This is a genomic window from Streptomyces sp. NBC_00271 (assembly GCF_036178845.1).
Taxonomy (GTDB): domain Bacteria; phylum Actinomycetota; class Actinomycetes; order Streptomycetales; family Streptomycetaceae; genus Streptomyces.
In genome coordinates this window covers 4,333,805-4,354,244 of record NZ_CP108070.1, presented here as the reverse complement: position 1 = coordinate 4,354,244, position 20,440 = coordinate 4,333,805, and the positions used below count along the sequence as shown (strand labels likewise).

Annotated in this window: 17 protein-coding genes; 4 read left to right on the top strand and 13 right to left on the bottom strand. The window is 70.9% G+C overall.

Translation table 11 applies throughout. From position 1 onward, the window contains the following. The 7 genes from OG798_RS20180 to OG798_RS20150 all read right to left on the bottom strand — a co-directional run bounded on the left by OG798_RS20180 (position 1) and on the right by OG798_RS20150 (position 7,362). Positions 1 to 1,350, bottom strand: coding sequence for a beta-xylosidase (locus OG798_RS20180; RefSeq protein ID WP_328757436.1), 1,350 nt, complete (start codon positions 1,348 to 1,350; stop codon positions 1 to 3). A gap of 248 nt (positions 1,351 to 1,598) precedes the next feature. Beyond that, positions 1,599 to 2,075 (bottom strand): hypothetical protein, encoded by a 477-nt coding sequence (locus tag OG798_RS20175; RefSeq protein WP_095854750.1) that lies wholly within the window; start codon positions 2,073 to 2,075, stop codon positions 1,599 to 1,601. Between the two features lie 326 nt (positions 2,076 to 2,401). Next, a complete protein-coding gene (locus OG798_RS20170) occupies positions 2,402 to 3,211 on the bottom strand; it encodes a GNAT family N-acetyltransferase (protein ID WP_095854751.1) in 810 nt (269 codons plus the stop codon). A 42-nt stretch (positions 3,212 to 3,253) separates the two neighbouring features. Next, the gene (locus OG798_RS20165; protein ID WP_267061734.1) at positions 3,254 to 4,516 is read right to left on the bottom strand and encodes an MFS transporter; all 1,263 of its coding nucleotides are present in this window, start codon (positions 4,514 to 4,516) and stop codon (positions 3,254 to 3,256) included. Beyond that, positions 4,513 to 5,841 (bottom strand): GH1 family beta-glucosidase, encoded by a 1,329-nt coding sequence (locus OG798_RS20160; protein ID WP_267061733.1) that lies wholly within the window; start codon positions 5,839 to 5,841, stop codon positions 4,513 to 4,515. Before OG798_RS20160 ends, OG798_RS20165 begins: the two co-directional genes overlap by 4 nt. A gap of 148 nt (positions 5,842 to 5,989) precedes the next feature. Continuing rightward, complete coding sequence (locus tag OG798_RS20155) at positions 5,990 to 6,256, bottom strand: protealysin inhibitor emfourin (protein WP_095854753.1); 267 nt, start codon at positions 6,254 to 6,256, stop codon at positions 5,990 to 5,992. 32 nt (positions 6,257 to 6,288) lie between these two features. After that, on the bottom strand, positions 6,289 to 7,362 hold the full coding sequence (locus OG798_RS20150) for a M4 family metallopeptidase (RefSeq protein ID WP_267061732.1): 1,074 nt from the start codon (positions 7,360 to 7,362) through the stop codon (positions 6,289 to 6,291). Positions 7,363 to 7,715: 353 nt separating this feature from the next. On the opposite strand from OG798_RS20150, the gene leuA reads away from it, so the two are divergent. The 3 genes from leuA to OG798_RS20135 all read left to right on the top strand — a co-directional run bounded on the left by leuA (position 7,716) and on the right by OG798_RS20135 (position 11,616). Beyond that, positions 7,716 to 9,437 (top strand): 2-isopropylmalate synthase, encoded by a 1,722-nt coding sequence (gene leuA / locus OG798_RS20145; RefSeq protein WP_095854754.1) that lies wholly within the window; start codon positions 7,716 to 7,718, stop codon positions 9,435 to 9,437. Positions 9,438 to 9,623: 186 nt separating this feature from the next. Beyond that, a complete protein-coding gene (locus OG798_RS20140; protein ID WP_095854755.1) occupies positions 9,624 to 10,319 on the top strand; it encodes a tellurite resistance TerB family protein in 696 nt (231 codons plus the stop codon). Between the two features lie 133 nt (positions 10,320 to 10,452). Continuing rightward, positions 10,453 to 11,616 (top strand): sialidase family protein, encoded by a 1,164-nt coding sequence (locus OG798_RS20135; RefSeq protein ID WP_328760057.1) that lies wholly within the window; start codon positions 10,453 to 10,455, stop codon positions 11,614 to 11,616. Positions 11,617 to 11,697: 81 nt separating this feature from the next. On the opposite strand, the gene OG798_RS20130 is transcribed toward OG798_RS20135, so the two are convergent. Genes OG798_RS20130 through OG798_RS20110 form a run of 5 tightly spaced genes read right to left on the bottom strand, consistent with a single transcriptional unit; the run spans position 11,698 to position 18,262 of the window. Then, positions 11,698 to 12,633, bottom strand: coding sequence for a dihydrodipicolinate synthase family protein (locus tag OG798_RS20130; protein WP_328757435.1), 936 nt, complete (start codon positions 12,631 to 12,633; stop codon positions 11,698 to 11,700). Between the two features lie 19 nt (positions 12,634 to 12,652). Next, positions 12,653 to 13,702, bottom strand: coding sequence for an oligopeptide/dipeptide ABC transporter ATP-binding protein (locus OG798_RS20125; protein ID WP_267061730.1), 1,050 nt, complete (start codon positions 13,700 to 13,702; stop codon positions 12,653 to 12,655). Further along, positions 13,699 to 15,675: a dipeptide/oligopeptide/nickel ABC transporter permease/ATP-binding protein gene (locus OG798_RS20120; RefSeq protein ID WP_328757434.1), complete on the bottom strand. Its 1,977-nt coding sequence runs from the start codon at positions 15,673 to 15,675 to the stop codon at positions 13,699 to 13,701. The genes OG798_RS20125 and OG798_RS20120 overlap by 4 nt, the downstream gene beginning before the upstream one ends. Continuing rightward, a complete protein-coding gene (locus OG798_RS20115; RefSeq protein ID WP_095854760.1) occupies positions 15,672 to 16,631 on the bottom strand; it encodes an ABC transporter permease in 960 nt (319 codons plus the stop codon). Before OG798_RS20115 ends, OG798_RS20120 begins: the two co-directional genes overlap by 4 nt. 5 nt (positions 16,632 to 16,636) lie before the next feature. Beyond that, the gene (locus OG798_RS20110; protein WP_267061729.1) at positions 16,637 to 18,262 is read right to left on the bottom strand and encodes an ABC transporter substrate-binding protein; all 1,626 of its coding nucleotides are present in this window, start codon (positions 18,260 to 18,262) and stop codon (positions 16,637 to 16,639) included. 210 nt (positions 18,263 to 18,472) lie between these two features. Between OG798_RS20110 and OG798_RS20105 the strand changes: the two genes are divergently transcribed. After that, entirely contained in the window at positions 18,473 to 19,222 is a 750-nt protein-coding gene (locus tag OG798_RS20105; RefSeq protein WP_257016827.1) for a FadR/GntR family transcriptional regulator, read from the top strand. Positions 19,223 to 19,278: 56 nt separating this feature from the next. On the opposite strand, the gene OG798_RS20100 is transcribed toward OG798_RS20105, so the two are convergent. Beyond that, positions 19,279 to 20,424: a hypothetical protein gene (locus tag OG798_RS20100; RefSeq protein ID WP_267061727.1), complete on the bottom strand. Its 1,146-nt coding sequence runs from the start codon at positions 20,422 to 20,424 to the stop codon at positions 19,279 to 19,281. Between the last annotated feature and the right edge of the window lie 16 nt (positions 20,425 to 20,440).

Sequence of the window (20,440 nt, the reverse complement as noted above, 5' to 3'; positions counted from 1 at the left end):
TCAGGTGAGCGTCAGCGTGAGCACGCCGGAGTAGGAACCCGGCGGGGTGAACGCCGGTACGTCCAGCGACAGCCCGGCGTCGACGGTGAACTCACCACCGGTGAGCGCCCCGTTGGGGGTGGACGCCAGCGTCGCTCCCGCACCGCCCACCGCGCCGGACGAACCGGCCTGGCAGGTGCTCGGGCTGCCCGCCTTGGTCGCGCAGACGGGGGTCCAGCTCAGCTTCCCGGCGTCGATCTTGGCGCCGGGACCGGTGAAGTCGGTGACCTTGCCGGTCAGGGACCAGCCCGCGGGGCCGCCGCGGAAGTCCTTGACGGTCACCGTCTGCAGGGCACCGGTCGAGGCCCCGCCCTTGCCGAAGTCCACCGCCGACAGCTGGACGGCGTCCCCGGCCTGGGACATCGAAAGGGTTCCCGCCTTCACCGTGGTGGTGAGTTTCTGGGAGCCCGCGGGGATCGGGGTGTCGTCGACGACGACGTACGCCGCCGGCCCCGCGCCCTTGGTGTCGCTCCAGCTCGCGCCCTCGTACGCCACCACACCGGTCGTCGTCTTGTCGTTGACGGCCAGCGTGCCGTTGATCGAGCCCTGTGCGTCGGCGGTCGTGGTGGCGGTGTCGGCGGTCTGGGTGGCCCCCGACCGTCCGGCGAGGGTCACGCTCGCGCCCGGGGTGAAGTTGCTGCCGGTGACGGTCACGCTGTCACCGGGCTTCCCGGAGGCCGAACCGAGCGAGATGGCACGGTTGTTGGTCTGGGTTCCGTCCGTCGCGGTGATCGTCCCGGAGACCGGGGCGGGCGGGTTGGTGACCGTGCAGGGGGTGTCCAGCTCCAGGATGTAGCTGGTGTGGATGTTGTAGTCGCCGGGCGCGAGGGTGATGGCGCCCGGGCTGGTGACGGTGAAGGTGCCCGTCATGCTGAACCCCGGGAAGGGCGCGTTGCCCGCCACCGGGTCGTTCTTCCTGGGGCCCGCGACCGTGACGTCTCCCGTCTGCGCGCCGCCGAGGGCGACCTTGCCGGTGGGCGTCATGATGTCGGCGGGCAGGGCGAGGGCGGTCGGGTTGTTCGCGGCGGGCGTGACCACCTTGTACGTCACGGTGACGGTGTCACCGACCTTGGGACTGGGGTTGTCCACTGTGATGATCGCGGTGGTGGTGCCGTCGATCGGCGGGATGCCCGCGATCGCCGGCGGGATGCAGTGCGTGGCGAAGTCCACGTTCTGGGAGTCCGCGGCCGCGGCGCCCGCCGGGGCCGCCAGCGCGCCTCCCGCGGTGACCGCCAGCGCGGTCACCCCGAGCAGTGCCGCCCAGCGGCGTCTTCGGGCGTGCGAACCCCTGGTTCCCCTGTGCGTTGCCATGTGCCCCCTCCTGAGGGATGCGGGCGCAGCGGCTCGTCTGCGCCGACAGGGGGCCATTGATGTGCGGGTTGTGTGAGAAGTCAATGGAGGGCCCGGACGACAACTGATGGGCCATCAGGTCTTGTCAATATCGTCGTTGTCATCAACTGGGCACCCCCGTAGGCCAGTTGGCTGTGACCAGACAGTACGAGGACCGGTGCCGCCGCGCGCCGGCGACACCGGTCTTCACGTAGGTGCTGTGGCGGGGCTCAGCTGAAGACGAACGGGCCCGGTGCCTGCGCCGCACTCGCGGTGCATGTGATGGTGATGCCGAAGACGACCATCTTCAGCGAGCCCCCGTACGCGTCGAGGCTGTCGCCGGAGGCGACGGTGCCGCTGAGCGGGCCCACCGTGACCCCGCCGCCCAGCGGGATGGCGGGATTCTTCGTGCCGGTGAACGCGACGGTGCCGCCGCCGGTCTTCGCCATCGTCAGGGTGGAGGCGATGGAGTCCTGCGCCAGCGGGAGCGGCGCCGTGATCGAGGTGGAGCTGAGGGTGATGGTCGCGGCCGTGCCGTCCTGGGTGGCGGTGAGAGTGGCCGCGCCACCGCCGCCGATCGTGCAGGTCGCGTTGATGGTGGCGGTGAGCGGGGTGACGGCCGCGGCGGTCGGCGCGAGGGCCAGTCCGGTCGCGGCCAGGGTGCCGGCGGCTAACGCCGCGGCGATTCCGAGTTGCTTGCGTCTCATCGGGTTCCCTTCCCTTGTGGGGGAATTGCCATGTGGGGATGGAGGGACGGAACCGTCTGCTCAGAGGCCGGGGCCGGGCCGGGCACACGGACGCGTCACCGGTGAACGCCGGTGCGGGTGCGGAGAGATGTGTACACGGACCGTCCGCGAGCGGGGTGCGGGACGCCGGCGGAGGCGTTTCTGACGGTCCGTCGGAACTAGCGGTTCCATTGATGCGCGAGCGGCTTGGGATTGCAAGGCATGCCGGGGGGTTTCTTCAGGGGTTGTCTAAAGTGGCCGAAGTTCGTCCCTGCCCCCTGATCGGCCCGCTACTCGTGATCGGCCCGCTACTCGGCGAGTTCCGCGATCAGCGCCGTCGCCACCGTCCGGAACCCCAGACGGCCGTACATCCGCGCCACGTCCTCGTCCCCGGCCGACAGGAACAGCGTCTCGACGCCCCGCTCACGCGCGTCGGCCACGAGGGCGGCCGTGACGCCGTACGCCAGCCCGCGGCGCCGTTCGGCGGGCAGGGTGCCGACGCCCGCGATCTCGCTCACGCGGCCCACGGGCAGGTGCATCCCGGAGCAGACCACGACGCCGTTCTCGACCGCCGCGGCCAGTACCGTGCGGCCCACGCGGATGCGGTCCGCGGCGGCGGGCACCTCGGCGGCGCGGGCGGTGATCTCGGTGGCCAGTTCGCCCGTTCCGGCCTCCCCCACCGCCGTGCCCGGTTCCGCGAACGCCACATGCGGCACCGCCAACGCGCCCGCCAGGAAGGGGTCTTCGGGATCCAGGACGCGGACCAGGGGATGCGGGTCGGGCAGCGGCGCGTCCTCGTCGCGGATCATCAGGGGATGCGCGTGCACCCGTAGCCCCGTCGCCTCGACCGCCTCCCGCAGGCCCGGCGTCACCTCCGCCACCCACTCGAAGGCCTCCGGCACACACAGCTCCCGCTGCCGCGCCCGCACCCGTTCGACGTCCTCGGCGGTGGCCGCCGGGCCCGTCCACTTCAGGGTGGGGCGCGCGTAGTACGGCCAGCCCGTGGCCTCCCGGACGAAGAGGGTGAGCGGTCCGAAGTCCTCGGCCCGTGCGGCGGCGCGCGGTACCGAGTCGTAGTAGCGCTCAAGACGGTCGAGGGACGCGTTCACAGTCGTCATGCCGCCATCCAAGAGCAACACCGATGCCGTTGGCACCCGAATTCAGTCGACGCCCCTGATCCGCCCCACCAGCAGCGCCCCCGCCAGTCCGATCACCGCCGCCACCAGGTACAGCACCCGGTAGCCGCCCAGATACGTCACGATCGGCGCCGCCAGGGCGGGGGCGGCGACCTGGGGGAGGGCGTTGGCGACGTTGATGACGCCGAGGTCCTTGCCGCGGTCCAGGGCCTTGGGCAGGACGTCCGTCATCAGCGCGAAGTCGACGGAGGTGAAGACGCCGAAGCCGATGCCGAGGACCGCCGCCGCGACGATCGCGCCCGGCCAGGTCTGCCACCCGGAGAGGACCGCCGTCGCCACCGCCATGAGGACGCCCGACCAGATCACGAACGGCTTGCGGCGGCCCACCCGGTCCGACCACACCCCGCCGACCACGACCGTGGCGAGAAGGGTGACGCCGTTGACCGCCGTGAGGATCAGTACACCGTTCTCGGGGTCGTCGTAGTGGAGCCGGTCGCGGAGGTAGTACAGGAGGTAGAGCAGGACCAGGGCGTTGCTCAGGTTGATCAGGAAGCGGGTCAGCCAGGCCCAGGCCAGGTCCGGGTGGCGGCGCGGACTCAGCCAGAAGGAGGCCGTGAACGTGCGCCAGGACCAGGCGGGCCGGGCCGAGGCCGGCAGCCGCAGGTCCTGGTAGCGCAGTACGTACGGCCCCACGCCCACCAGCGTGAACACCGCGCACGCCGCGTAGCCGCCGCCCACACCCCCCGCCGCCGTCGCGAGGCCCGTTCCGGCCACCACGCCCAGGATCTGCGCCGCGCCCAGCCAGCCGCCCACGGAACCCCGCTGGAGCCGGGGCACCCGGTCGGGGACCGCCGCGGTGATCGCGGCGAAGGCGGCGTTCAGGGTGAGCTGGACCAGGCACCAGCCGGCCGCCATCGTCCAGACCCCGCCCGCGCCCGCCAGGAGCAGCAGGGAGAGGGCGCCGCCCGCCGAACCCGCCACGATCCACGGCGTACGGCGGCCCCAGCGCGCCGTCGTCCGGTCGGACAGCGCGCCGAAGAGCGGGTTGGCGACCAGCGACACCACCGCGCCCGCGCCCGTGACCCACGCCAGCATCGTCTCCTTCGACATGCCGGTGCCGGGCGCGAAGTCCTCCGCCTGGGAGGCCAGCAGGATCTGCAGCGGGCCGTACCAGCCCACCCAGATCGCCCCGTTGGCGAGCGAGAGCGCCGAAGTCCAGCCCCGGCCGACCCGCTCGACGGGCTCGGCGAGCGCCCCCACGTCCGCGACGGGGTCCGCCGCCGTCATCCCCGCGCCCGCAGCGCGTCGCGCAGCCAGGTGTACGACGCCTTCGGGGTGCGCTTCAGCGTGTCGTAGTCGACGTGGACCAGTCCGAAGCGCCGCGCGTACCCCTCGGCCCACTCGAAGTTGTCCAGCAACGACCACACGAAATAGCCGCGAACGTCCACGCCCTGGTCCAACGCCCGGTGCAGCGCCCGGACATGGCCGTCGAGGAACGTGATCCGCTCCTGGTCGTCGATGCCCTCGTAACTGCAGCCGTTCTCGGTGATGACCACCGGCGGGAGGCGGTCCCCGTAGCGCTCGCGGAAGCCCACGAGCAGCTCGGTCAGCGCCTCGGGGACCACCGGCCAGCCGAAGTCGGTGACCGGGTAGCCCTCCAGTTCCCGTACGGAGAAGGGAAGTTCGGCGGGCAGGGTCAGTCCGCTGAACTCGATCTCCGCGCCCTGGGGGGCGCCCACCTTGGTCGGCTGGTAGTAGTTGATCCCGTACCAGTCGATCGGCTCCGCGATGACCTTCAGATCCGCCTCGACGTCGCCCGGCATCAACTCCCCGATGCCGTCCGGGTATTGGCCCAGCAGCAGCGGGTCCGCGAACAGGCGGTTGAGGAGGAGGTCGTAGAAGTCGGCGGCCTCCACGTCCTCGGGGTGCTCGGAGGCCGACCAGGTCGGGCCGTGCGAGTTGGCGATGCCGATGTCCGTGACGCCGGCCGCGCGCAGGGACCGGACGGCGAGGCCGTGAGCCAGCAGTTGGTGGTGGGCGACCGGCAGCGAGTCGAACAGGAGCTGTTTGCCCGGGGCGTGGGCGCCGAGCGCGTGGCCGAGCAGGGTGTGTTCGGCGGGCTCGTTGAGGGTGATCCACTTCTTGACGCGGTCGCCGAGGCGGGCGGCGACGACACCGGCGTACTCGGCGAAGCGCTCCGCGGTGTCCCGGTTCAGCCAGCCCCCGGTCTCCTCCAGCTTCAGCGGGAGGTCCCAGTGGAAGAGGGTGGGTACGGGGCGGATGCCCGCCGCGACCAGGGCGTCCACCAGGCGGTCGTAGAAGTCGAGGCCGCCGGGGGAGTTCACGCGGGGCCAGGAGATCGAGAAGCGGTACGCGTCCACGCCGAGGTCGGCGAGGAGGGCCACGTCCTCGGGGTAGCGGTGGTAGTGGTCGCAGGCCACGTCCGCCGTCGAGCCGTCCTTGATGTGGCCGGGCTCGGCCGTGAACGCGTCCCATACCGACGGGTCGCGTTCGGTCGCGGCTCCCTCGATCTGGTGGGCCGAGGTGGACACGCCCCAGAGGAAGCCGGGCGGGAACTGCGGTAGGGGGTTCGTCGCCATGCGCGCGATCATCCTTACCGACAGTAAGGGAAGTCAACGGGTTGGTGTGAACTGGGAGTTGCGGCTTCTTGGGGCGCCTGCACGGAGGGGTGGCGCGGTCCTTTTGCGGCTGCGGCCCGGTGGGGGCTGGTCGCGCAGTTCCCCGCGCCCCTAAAGGTCGCTACGCGCCCTCCTTCAGGACCCGCGTGATCAATTGGCGCTGTACCTCCGTCAGTCTCGGGTCGGCGGCGTAGACCGTCTTCCCGTTCACCGTGATCTCGTAGCTGAAGCCGTCGGGGACCCCGGCGGGGCGCGTGCCCTGGCCGGAGGCGATCGCCCGCTCGGCCAGGGCATGCCACTCGGGGGCGTCGGAGCGCCCCGAGGTGTCCACCTCGGCACGGCGCTCGATGCCCGCGAATCCGCCCGTGCGCCTTACCTGAATACGCATGGGTCCTGTCTAGTACGAGTCGGGCGCCGAAGCTACGACGTCGGCACCCCGACCTGTTCCCAGGCCTTCGTGACGGACTGGAGCTCCTCGCCCTCGCCGTACTGGCTCCTGGCCTGGGCGACCGTCAGCTTGGCGAAGTCGGAGAAGCTCGCCTGGGACTGGAGCTCGCCGCCGGTGAGGACGTCGTACCAGATCTGCCCGGCGCGCTCCCAGGCGTGCCCGCCGAGGGACTGGGCGACCAGGTAGAAGGCGTGGTTGGGGATGCCGGAGTTGATGTGGACACCGCCGTTGTCGCGGCCGGTCTTCACATAGCCGTCCATCGTCGCGGGCTGCGGGTCCTTGCCGAGCACGTCGTCGTCGTAGGCCGTGCCGGGCTCCTTCATGGAGCGCAGCGCCTTGCCGGTGACGCGCGGGGCGAGCAGGCCCGCGCCGATCAGCCAGTCGGCGTCTGCGGCGGTCTGGCCGAGCGTGTACTGCTTGATCAGCGAGCCGAAGACGTCCGACATGGACTCGTTCAGGGCGCCCGGCTGGCCGAAGTAGGTGAGGTTCGCCGTGTACTGGGTGACGCCGTGGGTCAGCTCGTGGCCGATGACGTCGACCGGGATGGTGAAGTCGAGGAAGATCTCGCCGTCGCCGTCGCCGAACACCATCTGCTCGCCGTTCCAGAAGGCGTTGTTGTAGTCGACGTCGAAGTGGACGCTCGCGGTGAGCGGCAGGCCCTCGCCGTTGATCGAGTTGCGGGCGTAGGCGTTCAGGTAGAGGTCGAAGGTGGCGCCGAGTCCGGCGTAGGCGCGGTTGACCGTGGCGTCCTTGCCGGGCTTGTCGGCCTCGCCGCGGACCTTCTTGCCCGGCAGGTCCTGCTGGTGCCTGGCGTCGTAGATGGTGCGCTGCGGCTTGTCCGCGGGCGCGCCCTGGGGCGGGGCCACGGTGGGCGCGCCGATGACCGTGGTCAGCCGGCGGTGGGTGCGCTCGAAGGCGTCGCGCTCCAGGGTGCGGCGCGCGGGCCCGGCGAGCGCGGGGTCCTCGTGCTGGGCCAGCGTGTCGAGGACGTGGGGCGGCACGATGGTGCAGAAGACAGGCTCGAAGCCTGCCGGGTTCGCGGTCATGCTCGGCACCATTGCACTGAGTTACTCCGCTGTCACTACCGGCGACCAAGATTGCGTGAAATGCGGCGATAAGGAGCCCATCGGTCCGCTCTTCAGTGGTATGAGGGCTCACTCTGAGTGGTGCGCCACACTTTTTGTCCGTTTTCTTCCTTATGTGGTCACGATCCCGCATACTGATACAGCCCTCCGGAGAGAGTGAGGCTCGGCTAGGCTGCGGAGCATCATGCGTATCGGGCTGCTTCTCCTTAGCTGCCGCGGCGAGGGCCTGTAGTCGAGGCCGACCCCCTCCCCGCGGAGTTCGGCGTTGCGCCGTCGGCCGTCCTTCCGGACACCCTCTGAGGAGCCCACGCATCATGCCGAACTTCCAGCAGTCCACCGCCATGCCGGTTCACAAGTACGGCAAGTACGAGCAGGTGGACATTCCTGACCGCACCTGGCCGGACAAGCGTGTCACCGTCGCCCCCCGCTGGCTGTCGACGGACCTGCGGGACGGCAACCAGGCGCTGATCGACCCGATGTCCCCGGCCCGCAAGCGCGAGATGTTCGACCTGCTCGTGAAGATGGGCTACAAGGAGATCGAGGTCGGATTCCCGGCCTCCGGGCAGACCGACTTCGACTTCGTCCGTTCGATCATCGAGGACGAGACCGCGATCCCGGACGACGTCACGATCTCCGTACTGACCCAGGCCCGCGAGGACCTGATCGAGCGCACGGTGGAGTCCCTGGTCGGCGCCAAGCGCGCCACGGTCCACCTGTACAACGCGACGGCCCCGGTCTTCCGCCGGGTCGTCTTCCGCGGCTCCAAGGACCAGATCAAGCAGATCGCCGTCGACGGCACGCGGCTGGTCATGGAGTACGCCGAGAAGCTGCTCGACGAGCGGACGGCGTTCGGCTACCAGTACAGCCCCGAGATCTTCACCGACACCGAGCTGGACTTCGCCCTGGAGGTCTGCGAGGCGGTGATGGACGTCTACCAGCCCGGCCCGGGCCGCGAGATCATCCTCAACCTGCCTGCCACGGTGGAGCGTTCGACGCCGTCCACGCACGCGGACCGCTTCGAATGGATGTCGCGCAACCTGTCCCGCCGCGAGTTCGTCTGCCTGTCCGTGCACCCGCACAACGACCGGGGTACGGCCGTCGCCGCCGCCGAGCTGGCCCTGATGGCCGGCGCCGACCGCATCGAGGGCTGTCTGTTCGGCCAGGGCGAGCGCACCGGCAACGTCGACCTGGTCACCCTGGGCATGAACCTGTTCTCGCAGGGCGTCGACCCGCAGATCGACTTCTCGAACATCGACGAGGTCCGCCGCACCGCCGAGTACTGCAACCAGATGGAGGTCCACGCCCGTCACCCGTACGTCGGCGACCTCGTCTACACCTCCTTCTCCGGCTCCCACCAGGACGCCATCAAGAAGGGCTTCGACGCCATGGAGGCGGACGCCGCCGCGAAGGGCGTCACCGTCGACGACATCGAGTGGGCCGTCCCGTACCTGCCGATCGACCCGAAGGACGTCGGCCGTTCGTACGAAGCGGTGATCCGCGTCAACTCGCAGTCCGGCAAGGGCGGGATCGCCTACGTCCTGAAGAACGACCACAAGCTGGACCTGCCGCGCCGGATGCAGATCGAGTTCTCGAAGATCATCCAGGCGAAGACGGACGCCGAGGGCGGCGAGGTCACCCCGAAGGACATCTGGGCGATCTTCCAGGACGAGTACCTGCCGAACCCCGACAACGCGTGGGGCCGCATCCAGGTCAGGGCCGGCCAGACCACGACCGACCGCGACGGCATCGACTCGCTGACCGTCGAGGCCTCGGTGGACGGCGTCGACACGGTCCTGACCGGTACCGGCAACGGTCCGATCTCCGCGTTCTTCGACGCCCTGCAGTCCGTCGGCATCGACGCACGCCTCCTGGACTACCAGGAGCACACGATGAGCGAGGGCGCCTCCGCGCAGGCCGCCTCGTACATCGAGTGCGCGATCGACGACAAGGTCCTGTGGGGAATCGGCATCGACGCGAATACGACACGCGCGTCGCTGAAGGCCGTGGTCTCCGCGGTCAATCGCGCGGCCCGCTGAGGACTTTGACCGGCACTTTCGGGGCCCCGTCCGCCTTTCGAGGCGGGCGGGGCCCCGTCGTATACCGGCCAATCGCCGTGGAGATCACGGAAAGGTCTCGTCCAAGGTACTGACTCCGCCTCAACAATGTGGCTAACATCACGCCAGCGCGGCGATGTTGCCGCGGCGTTACGGAGGTGTGCGAGCGTGCTGCCAGGATGGGGACGAAACGGTCGTGCAGTGCAGATTTCCCGCATCCTAGGCACCCGTACCGCGTGGACCACCATGGGGGACGGCGAGTTCTTCTGCCCGGGCTGCGGGGGCGACCGCAACTACCAGCGGCTCACCGGCCGACGCCGCTTCACCCTCCTCGGCGTCCCGGTCCTGCCGCGCGGTGACACGGGGCCCGTCGTCGAGTGCGCCGCCTGCGGCTGCCACTACGGCGCGGACGTCCTCGACCACCCGACCACCACCCGCTTCTCGGCGATGCTCCGCGACGCCGTCCACACCGTCGCGCTCGCCGTGCTGGCCGCCGGCGGCGCCTGCTCCCGTACGTCCCTGGAGATCGCGGCGACCGCGGTGCGCTCGGCCGGCTTCGACGACTGCACGGAGGACCAGCTCGGCGCCCTCGTCGAGGCGCTCGCCGCGGACACGGGCCGGATCTTCGGGGAGCCGTGCGGGGCGGGCCTCGCCATAGAGCTGCACGAGGCCCTGGACCCGCTGGCACCGCATCTCGCCGCGACGGGACGCGAGTCGATCCTGCTCCAGGGCGCCCGGATCGCCCTGGCGGACGGGCCCTACACCCCCGCCGAACGGGACGTCCTCGCCACCGTGGGCGCGGCGCTGACGATCTGTGCGGACGACGTGACGCGACTGCTGGCGGCGGCGCGCACGCCCTCGTAGCGAGGGGGTGGGAGTGACGATCGGTGACTCAAGGTACGGTATGAGCGACACACCGTAACCGGATCCTCGTGTTGCGCGGGGGAGAGCGGGGACCACCCTGAGCCGCAGCCTCGTCGCCGCCCTGGCCGTCGGCCTGCTCGCCTCCGGCGTCGGCGTCGGCGTCGCGGCGGCCGCCGCTCCCCGTACCGACTGCGCCTCCTCCGTCCCGTACACCGCGGGCGAGGGCGGCTACGACACCTACCGCATCCCGGCGGTCGTCACCACCCGCGCGGGCACGGTGCTCGCCTTCGCCGAGGGGCGGCACCACGGCGGGGGCGACAGCGGCCGCATCGACGTCGTCCTCAGACGCTCCTTCGACGGCGGCTGTACGTGGGGTTCGCTGCGAGTCGTCGCGGCGGGGGCCGGGGACACCCGGGGCAACCCGGCGCCCGTCGTGGACCCGCGCACCGGCCGGATCGTCCTGGTCACCTCCTACAACAGCGGCGCGGTGACCGAGGCGCGCATCATGCGGGGCGAGGTCACGGCGCGCCAGGGCCGCCGCGTCTTCGTCCAGACGAGCCGCGACGACGGTGTGCGCTTCTCCGCTCCCCGGGACATCACGGCCGAGGTGAAACCGCCGGGCTGGCGCTGGTACGCGACGGGCCCCGGCCATGCGATCGCCCTCCGCCACGGCCCGCACGCCGGCCGTCTGGTCGTCCCCGCCAACCACTCCGCCGCCCCGCCCGCGGGCTCGACCGACACCGGCCGGGAAGCCAAGTACTACGGGGGGCACGCGATCTACTCCGACGACGGCGGCCGTACCTGGCACCTGGGCTTCACCGACCGCACCTACGACGGCCGGGTCGACGCCAACGAGAGCAGCGCGGCCGAACTCCCCGACGGACGCCTGTACTTCAGCGCCCGCGACGAGGGCGGCACCACCCCCGGCAACCGCCTGGACACCTACTCCAGTGACGGCGGCCAGACCCTGGACCGCCCCTACGCGATCCAGCCCACCCTGGGCGACGTCCCCGTCGTCCAGGGCAGCATCCTCCAACTCCAGGGCGCCCACGCCCCCTTGCTCTTCTCGGCTCCCTCCGTGCCCACCGCCCGCCGCGCGATGACACTCTGGCGCAGCACGGACGACGGCACCACCTTCACCAGGGCGACGACCCTCTCCTCCGCACCCGCCGCCTACTCGGACCTGGTGGACCTCGGGCACGACCGGGTCGGGATCCTCTACGAGACGGGCTCGACACGGCCGTACGACAGGATCGAGTTCCGCCGTCTGCGCCGGCCGGGTCCGCCCGTCAGGTGAACGCGGGCAGGACCTCGCGCTCGAACAGGCGCAGGCTCGACCAGGCCAGCTCCTAGGGCTTGTTCCCTTTCAGGGCTTGTTCTAGAGCAGGCCCGCTCCCGCCAGGTACTTCCCGACCCGCTCGACCTCCGCCTCCGACAGCGGCACCTGCGGCTCCGCCGTGGCCGGGCAGGCGATGACGCCCCGCAGGTGCAGGGCCGCCTTGAACGCCCCGAGCGCCGACGAACCCCCGCCCATCCGGGCCGGGTCCCCCACCCCGACCATCCCGAACAGCCCGCACAGCCGCTCCTGTTCGGCCCGCGCCCGCTCCCAGTCACCCCCTCGGCAGAGCCGGTCGAGCCGTACGTACCCGTGCGGGTCGACGTTGGCGAGACCCGGCACGGCCCCGTCCGCCCCGAGGGCGAGCGCGGAGTCGACGACGAGTTCGGACCCGGTGAGAGTGGTGAAGCCGGTGATGTCGGGCTGGGTGCGGGCGCCCGTGACGACGGCACGGAAGGCGGCGAGGTCGCCGCTGGAGTCCTTGAGTCCGCTCAGCACGCCCTCCGCGGCGAGGGACAGGACCAGCTCCGGGTCCAGCTTGGTGTGGACGGACACCGGGATGTCGTAGGCGAAGACGGGCACGGACGAACGGGCTGCGAGCAGGCGGAAGTGGCGCGCGATCTCCGCCGGATGGGTGCGGGCGTAGAAGGGCGCGGTCGCCACGATCGCGTCCGCGCCCGCCGCCGTCACATATGCCACATGGTCCAGCACCCTCGGCGTGGTCATGTCGATCACCCCGGCCAGCACGGGGAGCCGGCCGGCCACATGGGCGACCACCGTCTCCACCACCAGCCGCCGTTGGGTGTCCGTCAGGAACGCCGCCTCCGAGGACGAGCCAAGGACGAACAGGCCGTCGACGCCCCCCTCCACCAGGTGGTCCACGAGCCTGATGAGCGAGGGGACGTCCACCTCGCGGTCCGGTGTCAGGGGCGTGCAGACGGGCGGAACGACACCGGTCAGCGGGGTGGGGATCGGCATGAAGACTCCCTCGGGACGATCAAGGCTGCTGCTGGGCGGGGATGTCGGCCACGGCGGGCGCCGCGGACACGGCCTGGGCCACCAGGTCGCGCGTCGACTGGTCCTCCTCCACAGGATGGTGGCACCGGAAGCGGTGGTCCGGCGTCGACGCGGCCGTGAAGTCCGGCATCACGCTCATGCACTCCTCGTCGGCCTTCCAGCAGCGGGTACGGAACGGGCAGCCGCTCGGCGGGTGCGTGGCCGAGGGCACCGGGCCCACCAGCGGGATCGGGTCGATCGGGTCCAGGAGGCCGGGCGTGGCGGAGAAGAGGGCCCGGGTGTACGGGTGCCGGGCGCGGTCGGTGACCCGGGCCGCCGGGGACTCCTCCACGATCCGGCCCAGGTACATCGTGATCACCCGGTCGCTCATCCTTCGTACCGTCTGGATGTCGTGCGAGACGAAGACCAGGGCCAGGTCCAGGCGCTCCTTCAGGTCCAGCAGGAGGTTGAGGATCTGGGCGCGGACCGAGACGTCCAGCGCGCTCGTCGGTTCGTCCGCCACCACCAGGTCCGGGTCCAGGGCCAGGGCGCGCGCGATGGCCACCCGCTGGCGCTGGCCGCCGGACAGCTGGCCGGGCAGGGCGTCCGCCAGGGCGCGGGGGAGGCCCACCAGGGACATCAGCTCCCGCACCCGGTCGTCCCGTTCCCGAGCCGTGCCGCGCCGGTGCACGTCGAGGGGGTCCCGCAGGATCCGGCGTACGGGCAGGCGGCGGTTCAGGGCCGTCGACGGGTCCTGGAAGACCATGCCCGTGCTGCCGCCGACGGACGCTCGTCGCTCGGCGGGCTTCATCGCCCACAGGTCACGGTCACGGAAGCGCACGGTGCCGGACGTCGGCCGCTGGACGCCCACCAGCACCTTCGCCAGCGTCGACTTCCCGCACCCGGACTCGCCGACGACGCCGACCGTCTCGCCGGGCGCGATGGTGAGGTCGGCGCCGGTCAGGGCGTACACCCGGTCGCGGGTGAACAGGCCGCCGGAGCGGGCCTTGTGGACGACATGGGCGTCGGAGAGGGTGATGAGCGCGTTCACTGGACGGCCTCGCTCTCCGTGGTGATCAGATCGACCGCGGGGTGATGGCACGCGGCCGTGTGCGTCCGGGTGCCCAGCAGGTCGGGCGCCGTCGTCCGGCACACCTCGCTCGCCAGCGGACAGCGGTCGGCGAACCGGCAGCCCGCCGGGAAGTCGGCGGGTGCGGGCACGACCCCCTTGATCTGCGTCATCCGTTCGGCCGCCGACTCCAGGGACAGGACGCTGCCGAGCAGGCCGCGCGTGTAGTGGTGGGCCGGAGCCTCCACCAGGTCCGCCGTCACGCCCGTCTCCACGATCTGCCCGCCGTACATCACCACCACCCGGTCCGTGACGTCCGCGACGAGTGCCAGGTCGTGCGAGACGAGGATCAGCGCGAAGCCCAGCTCTTCCCGCAGCTTCAGCAGCAGGGTGATGATCTGCGCCTGGACCGTCACGTCCAGAGCCGTGGTCGGCTCGTCCGCCACGATCAGCTTCGGGCCCCGGGACAGGGCCATCGCGATCAGGACACGCTGACGCTGGCCGCCGGAGAGCTCGTGGGGGTAGCTGCGCAGGGTGCGCTCGGGGTCGAGACCGACCAGAGCGAGCAGCTCCGCGGGGGTCTGCCTCCCGCCCCGCCGCACCAGCTGCTTCAGCTGCGCCCTGATCGTCATCGCCGGATTCAGGGACGACAGCGCGTCCTGGTAGACCATCGCCATCTCGTGGCCCAGCAGACGCCGTCGTACGCGCATCGGCTCGCCCACCAACTGACGCTGGCCGAACCGGACATGGCCCCGGACCCGGGCCCCCTTCGGTTCCAGGCCCATCACCGCGAGCGCCGTCAGCGACTTGCCGCAGCCCGACTCGCCGACCAGGCCCAGGACCTCACCGGGGTGCACGTCGAAGCCGATGCCGTCGACGATGTCCACCCCGCCGTGCCGGGCGTCGAAGCCGATGGCGAGGTTCTCCACGGAGAGGACCGGCCGGCCGGTGGGCAGGGGGCGGGCCCGGGAGCGCAGGCGCGCGGCGGCCTCCGTCAGACCGGGCAGTTCGAGGACCTCTCCGCTGCCGGGCTCGGGCGCCTCCAGCCGGTCACCGGCCGCCGTCGCCGCCACCTCCCGCGCCACGGGCGCCGCCCACGCGTCCGAGACTCCCTCGGAGAGGATGTTCAACGACAGTACGGTGATCAGCATCAGCAGACCCGGGAAGACCGTCGCCCACCAACCGCCGGTCAGCACCATGTTCTTGCCGTCCGCGATGACACTGCCCCAGGACGGGTCGGGCGGGCGGACGCCCGCGCCGATGAAGGACAGCGACGCCTCGAAGACGATGGCCTCGGCGACCTGGACCGTGCAGAACACCAGCACCGGGGCGGCGCAGTTGACGGCCACGTGGCGCAGCACGATGTGCGGGGTGCGGGCGCCGATCACCCGTTCCGCCGTCACGTAGTCCTCGCCGTACTGGTCGAGGACGTTCGCGCGGACGACCCTGGCCACCGACGGGGTGAACAGGAACGCGATGGCGCAGATCAGCACCGTGATGCCGCCGCCGAAGACGGCGACCAGGACGGCGGCCAGCGCGATGCCGGGGAACGCCATCACGACGTCCAGGCAGCGCATCAGCGTCTCGTCGACGGCCCCCCGGGAGGTCGCGGCGATCGCGCCGAGGAGCGCGCCGACGACGAGGGCGAGCGAGGTGGCGCCCAGGCCGATCGCGAGGGACCAGCGGGCGCCGTACATCAGCCGGCTCAGGATGTCCCGGCCGAGGCTGTCCTGCCCCATCCAGTGACTGCCGGAAGGGGCGCCGGTGCCGTCGACCTGCGGTTGCTGGTCGAGCGGGTCGTGCGGGGCGAGCAGGGGCGCGAACACGGCCAGCAGGACCACGAGCGTGAGGAAGCCGAGGGCGATCCGGGAGAGGACGGGCAGGCGTCGCAGCCGGATGCCGGGCCGGGCGAGGACCTCGGTGAGACGTCGGCGGGAGAGCGGGGGGATCGTCACGTGGCATCCCTCAGTCGCGGATTGACCAGCAGATACAGGATGTCGATGGCGAGGTTCACGACCACGAACCCGGTGGCCGTGGTCAGGACGACGCCCTGGACGACCGCCGGGTCGCCGTTCTTCACGGCGTCGATCATCAGCTTGCCCATGCCGGGGAGCGAGAAGATCGTCTCGATGACGACCGCGCCGCCGAGCAGATAGCCGACGCGCAGACCGAGCACGGTCAGCGGGTTGATCAGCGCGTTGCGGAGCACATTGCGGCCGACCACGACCACCGGCGGCAGTCCGCTGCCGATCGCCGTCCGGACGTAGTCCTTGTCCAGTTCCTCGACCACGGCCGTGCGCACGATCCGGGTGAGCTGGGCGGCGACCGGGAGGGAGAGCGCGAAGGCGGGGAGCGTCATCGTCTTCAGCCAGCCGATCGGCGAGTCACCGGGGTTGATGTATCCGCCGGTCGGGAACCAGCCCCGGTCCACGGCCAGGTACTGGATCATCAGCAGCGCCAGCCAGAAGCCGGGCGCCGCGACCCCGGTCAGCGACACGACCCGGATGACCTGGTCGGGCAGCCGGTCGCGGTGGATCGCGGCGGTGACCCCGCCGAGCAGCGCGAGCACGACCGCGATGGCGAGGCCGAGGAAGGTGAGCTGGAGGGTGAGCGGCAGCGCGGTGGTGACCTGGTCGACGACCGGCGCCCGGGTCAGCGCGCTGGTGCCCAGGTCGCCGTGGAGCAGATCGCCGATGAAGTGGACGTAGCGCACCGGGAGGGGGTCGAGCAGGCCGTTCTGCTGCCGGAAGTCGTGCAGTTGCCGCGGAGTGGGGTTGGCGCCCTGGAAGAACGCGGACGCCGGGTCGACGTCCGAGAACCGCATCACCAGGAACACGAACAGCACGATGCCGAGCATCAGCGGCACGAGCAGGGCGACACGGCGGGCCAGGATGCGGACGATGGCCGTCATCTACGTCAGGCCCACTTGGCCTGGAGGAGGTTGATGCCCGGATAGGGCTGGGCCCTGATCCCCGTGAGCTTCCTGGGGTCCCAGGCCGTCATCAGCTCGTTGTGCACGACCGGGTAGAGCACGGCCTGTTCGGCGACGACGTCGATGTAGTCCTGGATCATCGTCTTCTTCTTGTCGGCGTCCGGCTCCCGCGTCGCCCGGTCCATGTCCTTGAAGAGCTGCTTCGCGACCGGGTCGCCCGCCCAGCGGGCGTACTGCATCCACAGGTTCTCGGGGCCGTAGTTGTAGTGCATGATCAGATCGGCGTCCAGGCCGAACTGGTTGGGGTTCGAGGCGGCGGCCACCACCTGGTAGTCCTGCTTCTGGTCCATCTTCGTGAAGACGGCCGTCGTCTCCTGCGGCGAGAGCGTGGTCTCGACCCCGATCGCGTCCCAGGACGCCTTGATGGTCGGCAGGCAGTCGACGATCCAACTGACGTTCACCGACAGGATCTCGATCTTCAGCCCGGAGACCCCGGCGGCCTTCAGGAGCTGCTTGGCCTTCTGCGGGTCGTAGCCGTACACGGTCTTCGCCGGCCGGTAGGCCGGGTTCCCCTCGTTGAGGAACGAGCTCGACGGCTTGCCGTGTCCGTGGAGGGCGACCTCGACCATCTTGCCGGTGTCGATGGCGTAGTGCAGGGCCTGGCGCACCCGTACGTCGTCGAAGGGCTTGTGCTTGGTGTTGAACATCAGGAAGAGGTTGTTCATCCCCGCGCCGCCCTCGACGGTCATGCCGCCCTTCTTCAGCTGCTCGATGTTGGCGTACGGGATGTTGTCGGCGATCTGGGCCCCGGCGCTCGCGCCCGAGATCTTCGCGACGCGCGGCGCCGCGTCCACGATCGTCAGCCAGTTCATCTTCTTGAAGGCCGGCTTGCGCGGGCCGTTGTAGGCGGCGAACGCCTCGAAGGTGGTGTTCGACTTGGGGTGGTGGGCGGTCTGCCGGTACGGCCCCGAGCCCACCGCCTTCCCCTTGATCGCGTCGTCCCAGGCACCCGGCTGGGAGAACACGTGCTTGGGCATGATCTTCGCGAGGGTGAGCCGCGCGATGCCTTCGGGGAAGGGGAACTTCAGCACCAGTTCGACGTTCGACGCGTCGATCTTCCGGACCTCCTTCAGCCAGCTCGCGAAGAAGCCCTTGCCGAGGGTCTGCGTCTTCGGGTCGAGGATCCGGTCGAAGACGAAGACCACGTCGTCGGCGGTGACGGGCTTCCCGTCGTGGAAGGTGGCCCCGGCGCGCAGCGTGAACTTCCAGGACGTACCGCTGAGATCGCCCGGCACCTGGGTCGCGAGCGCCGCGTACGGCTCGCGCGAGATCGGGTCCGTGTCCAGCAGCCCCTCGTAGATGTGGTTGTTGGCCGCCATGGCGAAGGCGGACGCGGTCTGCGTCGGGTCCCAGCTGCCGTCGTTCCCGTAGCCGATGACGGCCGTGAGCGTCGCGTCCTTGCCGCCCTTCCCGCCGGTGTCATTGGTGGACTGCGGCCCGGACGAACAGGCCGCCAGCGAGGAGGAGAGGGCGGCGGCCGCGCCGAGGGCGCCGGAGTACTTCAGGAAACGTCGGCGGTGCAGCGCCGAGTGGTCGGTCACGTCGCGCACGGTTCCTCCAGGGAGAGGCGGGAGATGCGACGTCCTACGTCATGGTGGGCAGCGTGACCATAAGAGGGCCCGTGAGGGCGGTCAAGGGATCGCACACGAATGGCGTATCTTCCAGAGGTGCGACCAATGAAGCCCTGAAACACGGGTAGTTGGTGCTGAATCCGCCCGGAGGTGGGACGTCGGATGTCCAGTGAGCGTACGATGCGGCGCATGTCTGAGGAGACCGGAAACCGGCGCGGGCCCGAGCGCAGGTCCGAGCGCCGGGTGAGCAGTCAGATCCAGAGCGAGGTCATGCAACTGATCCTCGACCGCAGGCTCCAGGCGGGCGCCCCGCTGCCGACCGAGACCGAGCTGATGCAGGACCTCGGCGTCAGCCGCAACTCCGTCCGCGAGGCCCTCAAGGCCCTGCAGGCCCTCGACATAGTCGACATCCGGCACGGCTACGGCACTTACGTGGGCGAGGCCTCCCTGACCCCCTTCGTCGACGGCCTCACCTTCCGCACGCTCGCCCAGCCCGACGACAAGAACGAGACCGGGGCGCTGGCGGAGATCCTCCAGGTACGGGAGGTGCTGGAGGAGGGGCTGATACGCCGGGTCGCGGCCGTGCTCACCGAGCCGGAGCTCGACCGCCTCGAAGCCGTCGTGGCCGAGATGGAGGAGGCGGGCCGTTCAGGGCGCCCCTTCCCGGAACTCGACCGCGAGTTCCACGAGTTGCTGTACGCCTCGCTCGGCAACGCGCTCGTGCCACAGCTCCTGGGCGCCTTCTGGACCGTCTTCAGCCGGGTCGCCGGCATACGCGGCTGGACCGACGACCCGTCTCCCGAACTGACCGTCCGCCGCCACCGCGACATCGTCACCGCCCTGCGCGCCCGCGACGTGGAGGCCGCCCAACGCGCGATGGCCGACCACTTCCGCGGCATCGAGGCGAGGGCGGCCCAGGAGTCCAGGGGAGTGGGCTGAGCACGGGGTCCTGTCCGGTCCCGGGTCTCCTGTCCGGTCCCGGGACCTGTTCGCCTCTAGACGTCGGCCAGGCGCCACATCTGGAGTTCCTTCGTGTCCTCGGCGATCGTGTACCAGCTGCCGTCGCCCAGGGTGCCCGGCACGCCGGATGTCGGGAAGGGGTAGGTGACCTCGCCGAGCAGCCGCATGTCCCGCACGTCGACCAGCCAGTGCCGCCCCGCCCCGTACTCCTCGTCGGCCTCGCTCGTGCCCGCGATGACGGTGTGTTCGTCGAGGAAGCCACCGTAGTAGTCCCAGCGCACCTCGGGCTCGTCGTTGTCCGGGTGCAGTGCGGGGTGATCGGGTATGACCTCCTCCGCGTCCAGCTCCGAGACCACCGAGCCGTCCTCGACCCGGTGCAGGGCCAGGGCCTCCTGGTAGTGGGTCACCGTCAGGAAGTGCTCGCCGGACGGGCTCACCGCCATCAGGCAGCGGTCGTCGTCGCCGATCCGGTCGACCGTGAGCCGCTCGCCGTTCCAGCGCCCCCACAGCAGCGGCACCCCGTCCTGCCCCTCGCCGACGCTCAGCCCCATCTGACCGGGGTCCGGATGCGACACGTGCTCCGAACCGGCGGCCACGGTCTGCGCATCGGCCTTCCCGAGCACCGTCCCGTCGGCGGCGTCGAGCACCAGCCACTCGTCGACCACGTCCGGGTCGTCGTCGATCTCCGCCAGTGGCCCGCGGACATGGGCCCACACGAGCTTGCCGTCCGCGGAGAAGACCGCCGAGCCGCTGTCGGCGTAGCGGTGGCTCCGGCCGACTGTGTTCTCGACGTTCCCGCCGTTCTCGACGTTCCCGACGTATTCGTCGGCCGACGCGTGCAGCTCCCGGCAGCTCCCCTCCCAGCAGCCGTGCCGTACCTCCCACAGGGTGGCGCCCCGCCGGTCCACCGCCCGCACCGCGTGCACGCCGGCGAAGACGGCGACATCCAGCCCCGGTGCCACCGTGTGCGTCCCGAAACGGCGCGGCCACGGCGCCGGGAAGCGCGCCACCGACACCTCCCCACCTGCCAGCGCCTCGGCCAGGTCGTACGCGACGAGCTCGGTGTCGTCGCTCTGCAGGACCAGCGTCCGGTCCGGCAGGCACAGCACCTCCGGGACGGTGGCCGTGGCCGGATCCAGTACTGCGGCGAGCGTGGTGACGAGACGGGCGCTCGCGGACATGGTTCCTCCAGTGCGC